Here is an 11955-nt window from a genome sequence, read left to right on the forward strand (position 1 = left end):
TCGTAAAGCATCACAATTCTCAAAACGTTAATCAATACGATTATATCAACGTTTACAGACATTCCAGAATTTTCTCTTGGATGTCTTTTTTTGTCTAAAAATCAAGAGTTTCCACCATTGATTTTTAGTCTAATATTAGTTAATCTTTTTAGGTCATAATAAAACACTCCTGTTCATAGTTTCACTAGATTTCAACAGGAGTGTTTTATTATGTTTCAATTTATGTGTTCAGTGCCTATCTACTTTTCTAGTAACCAATCTATAATGTTTTTCTTCTCAATACCATTGTAATTGGCTGTTGGCTGAATCGTATCCATTGTTAATAGATATTTTGGGAATTGATCTTTAATGGCTTCTAGTGGTCTAAGTTCTCTTTCTAGTGTTTCTGGAGCAAGTGTTGTTTCACTGACTTGATAATAAGTGTAGTGACCAAGATCAGTTACAACAACAAAATCAACCTCATATTTATCTAAATTACCAACATATACTTGTGAATATCTACGTCTCAATTCCAAATAGACAATATTTTCCAAGATATGGCCAATATCTTCTTTGTGGTCTGGCAATAAGAGGTGTCGTAAACCTAAATCAACGGGATAATATTTTTCTAAGCGTTGCAATAATGCTCTACCTTTTACATCAAAACGTGGAACGGAATAAAAAAGCAAACTATCTGTCAAAGTCGTTAAATAATTTTCCAAAGTATTATGGGATATTGAAACATTTTGGCTGACAAGGGTATTGCGAATCTTATTTGTTGATATTAAGCTACCTGTACTACTGAGAAGGGTTCGGACAATGCGCTCAATAATAGTAGGATTTGGATTTCCCAATCTAGTGACAATATCATTTAACAGTATGGAGTTATATATTCCTCTGAGATAGTCAATTTTTTCAGCGTAAGATGATGTTTGCAATAAGTAAGGGAAAGCACTAAAGAGATAATTGTTAAAAATTTCTGTTGTATTCAGATTCTCTGAGAGAGATTGACCTGATAGGTATTCTTCAAATGACAATGGAAGAACCTCTATCTCAACATAACGCCCAGTCAAATTTGTAGCTAATTGGCTGCTCATAAAGTAGGCGTTGGATCCAGTCAAATAGAGGTCAACATTTGGCAAGATGAATAGGCTATCTGCAACTAGTTCAAATTTTTCAACATGTTGAATTTCATCTAAAAAGATATAGTATGTTTTCTCCTCAACTAACCGCTCTTTTATATAAGCGAATAATGTTTGAAAATTTCGCAATTCATAATAACTCAGATCTTCAAAATTGATGGATATAATCTGATTTTCGTCTACCCCAGTTGCTAGTAACTCCTCTTTATAGAGTTGAAAGAGAACAGATTTACCAGCTCGTCTAACTCCACTCACAACTTTGATGATTTGTCGGTCACGATGTCTTCTTAAAAAATCTAAATAATGTGGTCTTTTAATATAGTTCATAATAGATACCTCAAAGATAGTATAATACAAATAGACATTATTTTCAAATATTTAGAAATAATATTTAATTCGTTTGATTATTTCTAAGTATTTAGAAATAGTGTTTTTATGCAATTAAAAAATAGTCCATTTTGGTATGGCATGATAGTAAATCTTGTGAGGTTTTGTAGCAAGTATTCAAATAAAAAGCGCATACTATCAGGAGTGTAAAAGCTTGATAGTATACGTTTCATCCTAGAAATATTTACGGGCTGTTTTTCTGAAACTGACTTTTTAAGAAGTTACCTTATCAGCAATTTCAAATAAGTTTATGGGGCTATCTTTGGAAAAACTGTAGAATTTCAAAAATTACTACAGACCTTGAATTTTACTTATCATTTCAATGATTTAAATTGCTTACACTTTATTTTGATATGTTTTACGGTAATCTCCAGGAGAAAGTCCAGTCCTTTGTTTAAAAATTTTAGTAAAGTAAGAATAATTATCATACCCTACTTGACAAGATACTTGTGATATCGAGATATTGGTTTGAGATAGGAGAGATTTAGCAGCATTAATGCGCTTATCCGTTATATATTTAACAAGAGTTTCTCCAGTTTCTTTTTTAAAAATTCTAGCTAAATGATCTGCACTGAGGTAAACCATATCTGCTAATATAGAACGATTTATATCCTCATAGTAGTGATGATCTATGTATTCGACAATGCGTTGAATACTATTTTTCTGGTTTTCAATGTTTGTTGCAAATTTCTTAGCATGTGACCAGTAATAATCAAAGTAATCCTGAAAAGATTCAATTGAATGAAAGCGTCGTTGGAATAAGAAATCATGAGTGCTGTTTTGGAACAATTTATGTGCCGAAATTCCTTTTTGATCTAGATATATTCCTATTTGTTGAGTCCAATCTAGTAAAATTTGTTGTAGTGTGAAAGTAGGAATTTGAGAATTATAAGCAAGTGAATTAATTTTTTCTCTTAATTCGTATTCACTTAAGGTATCTAAAAAAGTAATTGAAAGAGTTTCTGTTTTAAAAGAAGTTGGAAAACTATGTGGAACACATATAATAGTATTCCAATAAGCGATATACTGTTCATTATAAGTGTAGAGTTCTTTAGTATGAAATAAAACATCGGATATTTTATGGCAACTCTTATATATAATGTTGGAGCATTTACTAAAGTTATTAGAAATTTGAGAATGAATCTCACATGCTAATTTGTCACTACGTTTTGATGAGTCTACTCTAAAAAGACAAACATATTGATCAACCTGGCTTTCCATTTTGAATAGACTTATCAGATTATAAGAAGGTTGTGAAATTCTTTGAAGTTCTCTTTTTAGTTGAGAAGTCCATGATGGAGTTTCTACAGAATAATCTTCTTCATTAAGATTAATTGTTAAAACTGCAAGGAAAAAATACTGGTGTTTTTTAAGAATAAAATCTTGTTTGCTCGCTATGTTTTCTAGTTCATCAATGCGAGAAATTTGAGGTTTTCTAAGGTAATCATACCAGAAATTATCTTCTATTTGTAAAAGCGAATCATTTTTTCCATTTAAGTTATGCTTCTCAATTTTACTAATGGCTTTTTGAATAATAAATTCTAATTTTTCAAAGTTAATGGGTTTTAGATAGTATTCGAAGCTTTGCAATTCAATTGCTTTTTGAGCATAGTTGAAGTCGGCGTAATTGGTTAAAAAAATTGTTTTTATATCATATTTTTCATTTCTAATCCACGATAAGAGTTCGAGACCGCTACCTTGAGGCATTTCTATATCACTTATCATGAGATCAATAGGATGCTCTCTAATAATATTTTGAGCTTGAGTGAGGCTATAGGCAACATAAACAATGTCAATGTGTAGTTTAGCCCAATTTATTTTCTCTCGTAAAGCTTCAATGATAAAACGATCGTCATCAACCAATAAGATGTTCATTATAACCTCCGTCTATAATCTTGTATGGAATAAGTAAAAGAATTTTAGCCCCACCTTCTTCATTATTTTCAAATGTAATAGTATAGTCGTTGGGATAGAGAAGATTCAAACGTTCGATGGTGTTCGTGATCCCAATATGATGTCCATCTTCTGTTATTAGAGACTGTTTCTGATTTAATTTTGATAAAATTTCTTCAGAGAAACCTGGACCATTATCTTCGATACAAATCTGAATATAATCTGAGTCCTCAGTTTTTACTTTTTTTATTGATAGTAAAATTGTAAATAAATCTTGAAATGAAAAACCGTGTTTTATTGTGTTTTCAATAAACGTTTGTAACAGTAATGATGGAACAAGAGTATTTTGTAAATCAGAATTGTAGTCTAGTGAAAAGTAGATACTATTTCCATATCGAATTCGTTGTATTTCTAAATAATCTTTAATATGCTGAACTTCATCTTTAAGTTCTGAAAAATCTTGATTAGCCATAAATAAATGACGGAGATAATTTGAAGTTAGGATAGTTAATTCTTCAATTTCCTTGTAGTTTTTTGTTTGAAGCATACTATGAATCATTGATAACATATTTAAGTAGAAATGCGGTCGGATTTGATTTTTAAGATAATTAAGTTCAATCTTCTTAAGTTCTAGTTGTGAATGATATTCTCGTATTTTTAATTCTTGCATGTCAAAAATTACTTTATTAAGTTTATCATTTGCCTTATCAATTTCTAGTATACCTTCAGATATAAAAAATTCAGAAGGGGGGATGGAGTCCCCAAATTGAGAGAGCCGTTCAGTAAGTCTTGTTATAGGTTTAATCATCCACTGACGAATATACAGGATAATGATGATTGATAAAATGGTGATAATGATAGGAACAGCTGATAAAAATACTTCTAAGAGTGTGATATTTCTAAAGACTTCGGCATAATCGACTAAAACATAAATATCGAAAGGTAAATGTGTTTTTTCATTTTGTGCATGAATTAGGTAATTAGAGGACGGTATATTGTTAGGCTCTTTTAGGGAAAGTTTACCATTATTTCCAATATTGAGTTTTTTGAGAGGTTTTAGGATATCTTCTGAAGATATGACGGCATAAATGATTTTTCCTTCGTAATGAACAGATTTAACTAAGTATTCACTGTTTTTAGTAGTTACATTTTTCCATTTACGGTCACTTATATCACTACGCAATGATTTTAGATTTGATTTTAACAGTAAATAATCTTCATATGGAATATAAAGATTGGAGACGTTTATAAAATAATCAGTACTATCGGTTTCTAATAAGAATGTCATATGAGTTTCATTTTGATATTCAAACTCTGCAAAGCTAGTTTGAACTTTTTTGAGATCTTCTTGATAGTCAAGAAACGTTTGTACATGATTTAATTTCTCTAAAGATTCATTATGCGTTATTGTTGAGTACATAAAGCGTTCTACAGAATGCAATTTCTCATTAACAGAGTCAGCATAAATTTCAATTGAACTACGTAGGTGTACTATATTTTGGTTTTTAATAAAATTTCTGGTTATGTCACTCATAGCAATATTGATTAAAATATTTATCAATAGTAGTACAAGTAGGAGTTTAAAGAAAAAATGAATAGAATGTTTTTTTGATAAGTCGTGATTTAATTTCATATACTAGTCTCCTATTAAAATTATAGCACTTTGAAAATATGATATCATGTAACAAAACAGATATGTTTTATCAAGATGTCGGAAAAGTAATAGTTCTTAAAATTAAAAAACTGAAAAATTGATAAACCTAGTCCAAAAAGTTATATTAAGGGAATTCTTTATGGTGTAAAATAATCGTAGAAAATCAGATGGGAGGAAAAACATGAAAGTAGCATCTCAACTTCATAAAATAAAATTAAAGCATAGTATTCCGTTATATATATTACTTTTTCCTTCAATATTGCTATTAATTTTATTTTCCTATATTCCCATGTTGGGACTAATTATTGCATTTAAAGACTATTCACCAGCCAATGGTATCTTTGCTAGTCAGTGGGTAGGATTTAAGTACTTTACTCAATTTTTCTCATCATTCCAATTCGGGACAACTATGTTCAATACATTAAAAATTTCACTTTATAGTATTGTAGTAGGATTCCCCTTACCTATTATACTAGCTATAATCAGTAATCAGTTAAGAGTTGGGAAATTTAGAAAAATATTTCAAGTGACAACTTACTTACCCCATTTTATCTCTACAATGGTTATGTGTGGGATGATTATCTTATTTTTATCTCCTACTAGTGGTTTGTTAGCGAATGTATTTAAGTCTGTTGGAATTACTATTCCAGATCTTTTATCAAAACCTAGTCATTTTGCAGGTGTTTATGTTTGGAGCGATGTATGGCAACATATTGGTTGGGATAGTATTATTTATCTAGCAGCGCTTTCTGCAATTGATCCTACATATTATGAGGCTGCAACTATGGATGGTGCCTCTAGGTTACAAAAAATTCGGCATATAGAATTACCATTGCTTTTGCCGACTGCTATGATTCTATTAATATTAAGAGCAGGTAGTTTATTAAGTGTAGGTTTTGAGAAAGTGTTACTACTACAGAATCCTCTTAATTTAGCAGGAAGTGAGATAATTTCGACCTATGTTTATAAAGTTGGTATGGTGAACTTTCAGTATAGTTATTCGACAGCTATAGGGTTATTTAACACGGTAGTTAATCTAATAATTTTGTTATTTGTTAACTGGTTCTCAAAAAGATATACCAGAACGGGTCTTTTTTAAAGGAAGGAGTGCTCAAGGTGAAATGGTTTCATAAATCAAGAAAAACGAACTCTGAATTATTATTTGATATAGTTACCTATGGTTTAGCAATTTTCCTTATCCTGTTAATTGTTTATCCGTTATGGTTTGTAGTGATTGCATCTTTTAGTAATCCTTCAGATGTTGCAAATGGAAAGGTATGGTTTATTCCTAGAGAATGGAAATTAGATGGATATTTACGTCTTATTCAACAACCTTTATTCTTACGTAGCTATCTAAATACCATTTTATATACTGTTGTTGGTACCTTAGTTGCTTTAGTAGTCAATATTCCAGCTGGTTATGCTTTATCTAGAAAAGAATTAGTTGGTAGAAAATGGATGAGTATTCTATACATAATCCCTATGTTCGTATCAGGTGGCTTGATTCCTACCTACTTAACAGTAAAGAATGTTGGCCTAATTGATACATTTTGGGTAATGGTAATACCTTTTGCGGTTTCATCATACAATATTATTGTTGCTAGAACTTTCTTTAATAATAGTATTCCAGACGGGATGTGGGAGGCTGCGCAAATTGATGGATGTGGTACAATTCGTTATTTTATTAAGATAGTCGTTCCTTTATCAAAAGCTATTATAGCAGTTATTGGACTTTGGACCGCAGTTGGTATTTGGAATTCGTGGTTTAATGCTTTAATTTATTTAACGAATGAAAATTTACAACCATTGCAATTAATTTTACGACGTTTACTAATTAGTAATCAAATGTTACAATCGCAAGCAACAGGAGAAGTTGCATCAGATCTTCGTATCAAAGCCGATATGATGAAATATGCAGCAATTGTTATTTCAACCGCTCCGATAATGTTGCTATATCCCTTTGTTCAAAAATATTTTAATCAAGGCGTAATGATTGGCGCGTTGAAAGAATAGGAGAAAAACATGAAACATAAATCATTTACATATTTGTTCTTAGGAACAGTTACACTTGCTGGCTTAACAGCCTGTGCAAATTCTAATAATGCGAATAAGGATGATAAGTCTGGAGAAGATTCTTATAAAATCACAACTGTTCGTTGGTCTGACTGGGGGGAAGATTATCATAAAGGTTTTCTAACTGATTCTGCCAAAGAATCAGGTATCGATGTTAAATGGGATACACTTGTAGCTGCAGATTGGGCAGATAAGAAATCTGTGTTGGTTGCTAGTGGAGATTTACCAGATGCATTTTTAGGTTCAAATGCTTTTACAGATTCAGAAATTGCTCAGAACCAATCTTTATTTATTCCATTGGAAGATTTAATCAAAGAAAACATGCCAAATTTAACTAAGGCTATGGAGAAAGAACCTAAGATTAAAGCTATGATTACTTCACCAGATGGTCATATCTACAGTCTACCTAAAAAATTACCGATGCGTCCTACTGTAGCTAATCAGCTATTTATTAATAAAAAGTGGCTGGATAATTTAGGATTAAAGGTTCCAGAAACTTATGATGATTTAGTAAAAGTACTACAAGAATTTAAGGATAAAGATGCGAACGGAAATGGAGACGCTTCTGATGAAATTCCATTCGGAGCAGGAAACTTTGATCCAACATTCTCATATATTCTTCCGTTCAATAATCGTTTAGGGGCAGATAATACATATGAAATGTCTGTAAAAGATGGAAAACCAGTCTACCTTCGTACAGAAGAAAGTTATAAACAAGGGATTGCAGCAATGCACGAATCTTATAAAAAAGGTTTGATTGATCCGGAAATCTTTACAGAAGATACCTCTATGAGTGTAGCAAAACGTATGGATAAGGGAGTATCTAGAGTAGGTGTTTCTAGTGGTTGGACAGCAGATGCAACGTTTGGCTTACATTCAAGTGAGTATATTGCTCTACCTGCTTTAAAAGGTATGGATGGTAAACAATATGTCTTTTCTGATCCAGATCATTACAACTATGGTCGAAATGAAATTTTGATTACAAATAAGAGCAAAAACCCTGCTAAATTATTGAAATGGTTGGATAAATTATATACAGATGAAGCAAGTATTCAGAATTTCTATGGATCATTTGGAATAGCTACTGAAAAGAATGGTGATAAGTTTAAAGTGTTACCTCCTAAAGATGGTAAATCAGCTGATGAATGGGCATGGATTAATTCACTTCGAGATTTTGGTCCTAAATACGTAAGCGATGATATCAATAGTCGCGTAGAAATCGATCAAACACAAGGTGATGGATTGAAATTGAAGATGGACCAAGATTTGAAACAATTTGCGTTACCAGCTTACCCTAATGTGATTTATTCACAAGAAGAACTTAACAAATTATCATCAATCTATGTGAGTATTGAATCTTATGTCAAACAACAAGCATCTAAATGGGTAGTTGAAGGCGGCATAGAAAAAGAATGGGACTCATACAAAGAAACTCTTAAGAATATGGGATTGGACGAATTTATGAAGATTCAACAGGAAGCATATAATCGTTACCAAAAAGAAGTAAAAGAGTAATACTTTATATGAACTCTTGGTTGTATAAACAAGGGACTAGCTAATTACAGGAAGCGAGACTGATAACATCAGATTATCTCGCTTCCTTTATTCTAATTTTTAAAGAAATTTGGAAATGTTTTTTAAATAATTTAGGTAATATTTTTGTACAACTGACATTATAAAATATAGAGTTAAGGCAATCGATTTTATGGAGATATCTATTATGCAAAAATTATTTTCATTAGATGGAAAAGTGGTTAGAATTTTAACTTTTTTGACAGATTTAATTATTTTAAATACTCTATTTATTGTTAGTTGTATTCCAATAGTTACAATTGGGGCATCACTAACTTCTCTTACGACAATGTGGTATCGTATTTTAAAAGGTAAAGATACCGATATTGCTTATCATTATTTTCGGATCTTTAGACGAAATTTTAAACAGTCAACTTTTATTTGGTTGTTTATCCTCCTAATAGAATTACTTTTATATGTGAACTATTGTCTTTGGGGCTATTCAAGTTTATTTTCAGAGTATAGTTTATTGTTAGTGTTGCCCTTTTTATTTGTTATAATACTTTTGATGAGTGTTATTTTTCCCTATATTGGTCTATTTAAAGATAATCTAAAAAATAGTATTGTAAATAGCGTATTAATTTGTATTTTAAATCCAATACAAGCTATCATGTTGGTTTTATTTAATATTTCTGTACTGTATATGAGTTTTAGTAGTCCAGAACGAGTTTTAACAGCTATTTACGTATTTACATTTGGGGGATTTGCTTTTTGCGGATTGATGAATGTAACGATAACAAATAAAATGTTTGATAAGGTAAAGAAATTTACTAAAAGGAGGGAAACAAATTGAAAATTTTTAAGGGAGAGTTTTATCGAATCTCTGTATTAACAGACAAGTTAGTAAGGTTAGAATACTCTCAAACTGGAAATTTTGAGGATAGAACGACACAACTTATCTACAATAGAGATTTTGGTCAAGTTTCGTTAAATCATATAGAGACACCAAAGGTACTAGATATTATGACGGACTATTTTCATTTGCACTTTAATAAAGGAGAATTTAACGCCGAAAATTTATTTATAGAATTAAAAGGAAATTTTGCCGTATATGGTAGTCGCTGGTATTTTGGTGAATCTATTGAAACGTTAAAAGGAACAGCTCGGACTCTGGATAAGGCAGATGGAGCAATCTCGTTAGAAGATGGAATTATTAGCCGAAATGGTATAGCCTTATTGGATGATTCTCAAGGTTTTATTTGGGATGAACAGTCTGGTTATATTGAGAGAGAAAATCAAATTGACCTCTATTTCTTTGCCTATGGGCATGATTATAGAGGAGCAATCAGAGACTTTTACCATTTGACTGGTTCAACACCCTTGTTGCCACGATATGCTTTAGGAAATTGGTGGAGTAGGTATTGGCCATATACGTCAGATGAATACTTGAATTTAATAGACAGATTTAAAACAGAGAAAATTCCATTATCTATCGGTGTGTTAGATATGGATTGGCATATAACTGACATTCCAGCCCGTTTTGGAAGTGGGTGGACAGGATATAGTTGGAATAAAAACTTAATACCTAATCCAGAACAGTTATTGCAACAACTTCATGATAGAAAGTTAAAACTCTCCTTAAATGTCCATCCTGCTGATGGTATACGAGCCTATGAAGAAGCTTATCCTCGGGTCGCAAAACGATTGGGATTAAATGTAGAATTAGAGGAACCTGCTATTTTTGATTTTTTTAATCCATCTTTTAGAGAATCCTACTTTAAAGATGTTCATTATAAGTTAGAAAAGCAAGGAGTAGATTTTTGGTGGATTGACTGGCAACAAGGGACACAAGGCATGTTGGATCCACTGTGGCTTTTAAACCATTATCATTATCAGGATAGTTGTAAAAATGCAGAAGGTGGTTTGATTTTATCAAGATATGCAGGGCCGGGTAGTCACCGATACCCTGTTGGTTTTTCAGGGGACACTATTATTAGTTGGAATTCCTTAAGATTTCAACCTTATTTTACAGCGACAGCATCAAATATCGGTTATAGTTGGTGGAGCCATGATATCGGTGGGCACATGCTGGGGGATTATGACGAGGAGCTACAAACTAGATGGCTACAGTTTGGCGTTTTTAGTCCGATAACTCGATTACATAGTTCTATAAGTCCCTTTAATAGTAAAGAACCTTGGTTTTTTTCAGAAACAACATCTAAGATTATGAAGAAATACCTTCGTTTGAGACATCAGATGATTCCATATCTATATACCATGAATGTAAAGACACACGAGGAAGGTACCCCATTAATCAGCCCAATGTATTATTTCTACCCAGAGAGTGATGAGAGCTATAATGTTCCAAATCAATACTTTTTTGGAACAGAACTGATGGTGGCTCCCATTGTAGAAAAGATGGATTTGGCATTCCAATCTGCAAAAGTAGATGTATGGTTCCCTGAAGGTGAATGGTATGACTTCTTTTCAGAGAAAAAATATACAGGTGGTGTGAAGTTGAGTGTTTATAGAGACATTTCGACTATACCTGTGTTTGCAAAAAGTGGTGCAATCATTCCCCTGGTTGGTTCTGAGATAGATATGGGTGTTGATTTACCTGAAGTTGTAGATTGGTATGTATTCCCAGGCAAACAACATTCTTTTGAAATGATTGAAGATCAAAATGGTCAAAGATATAAAACAAGATTATCAATCGATTGGGAAATGGGAATGCTAGAGTTAGCATTACAAGGAGATTCTAGTATCGTTCCAAGCAATAGAAGGCATAGAATTCATTTTAAAGGAACGAATGTGTCTATAATTGAATTGCCAAATAAGAATGATACAGCTAGATTTGAATGTAAAGATAATAAAACAATATCTTTAAATGATGAAGTTTTTAGACTACTAAAGACAGCTTCTCTTCCATATGAATTAAAAGATAGATTATTAAATCAATTCATCAATGCCAAAAATTCTCATGACTTAATGAATATCTTGCATCATCAGGATAAGGAATTGAGAGGGCGTTTGTTGGAAGTGATATTTACTAATGAAAACTAATTGAGACATTTCGTACACAATTTCTATTATTTAATGTGTAACAGTTTTACATCTCTATGCTTATTGGCTTGTATTTTAGTAATTACAAGTTTGGCATAGGGATGTTTTTTGTTTACTGAAGAGGAGAGGATAAGATAAGTAAGTTTCAAGTTTTGAAATATTTTTTAAACTAAACAAGAGCAAATTTTTAAAGGTGATTTCTCAAAGTAACTTCCACTTGCCTGACCGAAGTGGAAGTTAGTTTGAAATGAA

General features: G+C 31.7%; 8 protein-coding genes. 5 read left to right on the forward strand and 3 right to left on the reverse strand.

Annotation, left to right across the window (positions count from 1 at the left end; translation table 11 throughout):
* Nucleotides 1-239 precede the first annotated feature (239 nt).
* The 3 genes from ADG81_RS04465 to ADG81_RS04475 all read right to left on the reverse strand — a co-directional run bounded on the left by ADG81_RS04465 (nucleotide 240) and on the right by ADG81_RS04475 (nucleotide 5034).
* Nucleotides 240-1448 carry an ATP-binding protein gene (locus tag ADG81_RS04465; RefSeq protein ID WP_049551033.1) on the reverse strand — a complete coding sequence of 403 codons (1209 nt, stop codon included), beginning with the start codon at nucleotides 1446-1448 and terminating at the stop codon, nucleotides 240-242.
* 396 nt (nucleotides 1449-1844) lie between these two features.
* Entirely contained in the window at nucleotides 1845-3383 is a 1539-nt protein-coding gene (locus ADG81_RS04470) for a response regulator transcription factor (RefSeq protein WP_049551034.1), read from the reverse strand.
* On the reverse strand, nucleotides 3364-5034 hold the full coding sequence (locus ADG81_RS04475) for a sensor histidine kinase (RefSeq protein WP_049551035.1): 1671 nt from the start codon (nucleotides 5032-5034) through the stop codon (nucleotides 3364-3366). The genes ADG81_RS04470 and ADG81_RS04475 overlap by 20 nt, the downstream gene beginning before the upstream one ends.
* A gap of 202 nt (nucleotides 5035-5236) precedes the next feature.
* Between ADG81_RS04475 and ADG81_RS04480 the strand changes: the two genes are divergently transcribed.
* The 5 genes from ADG81_RS04480 to ADG81_RS04500 all read left to right on the forward strand — a co-directional run bounded on the left by ADG81_RS04480 (nucleotide 5237) and on the right by ADG81_RS04500 (nucleotide 11703).
* Nucleotides 5237-6154: an ABC transporter permease gene (locus ADG81_RS04480; RefSeq protein ID WP_045605021.1), complete on the forward strand. Its 918-nt coding sequence runs from the start codon at nucleotides 5237-5239 to the stop codon at nucleotides 6152-6154.
* 17 nt (nucleotides 6155-6171) lie between these two features.
* Nucleotides 6172-7068: a carbohydrate ABC transporter permease gene (locus tag ADG81_RS04485; RefSeq protein ID WP_000870790.1), complete on the forward strand. Its 897-nt coding sequence runs from the start codon at nucleotides 6172-6174 to the stop codon at nucleotides 7066-7068.
* 9 nt (nucleotides 7069-7077) lie between these two features.
* Entirely contained in the window at nucleotides 7078-8643 is a 1566-nt protein-coding gene (locus tag ADG81_RS04490) for an extracellular solute-binding protein (protein WP_000681132.1), read from the forward strand.
* A gap of 205 nt (nucleotides 8644-8848) precedes the next feature.
* Nucleotides 8849-9493 carry a YesL family protein gene (locus ADG81_RS04495; RefSeq protein ID WP_001170586.1) on the forward strand — a complete coding sequence of 215 codons (645 nt, stop codon included), beginning with the start codon at nucleotides 8849-8851 and terminating at the stop codon, nucleotides 9491-9493.
* On the forward strand, nucleotides 9490-11703 hold the full coding sequence (locus ADG81_RS04500) for a glycoside hydrolase family 31 protein (protein ID WP_049551036.1): 2214 nt from the start codon (nucleotides 9490-9492) through the stop codon (nucleotides 11701-11703). The genes ADG81_RS04495 and ADG81_RS04500 overlap by 4 nt, the downstream gene beginning before the upstream one ends.
* Nucleotides 11704-11955 lie beyond the last annotated feature (252 nt).

The organism is Streptococcus pseudopneumoniae, assembly GCF_001070815.1.
Lineage (GTDB): Bacteria > Bacillota > Bacilli > Lactobacillales > Streptococcaceae > Streptococcus > Streptococcus pseudopneumoniae_P.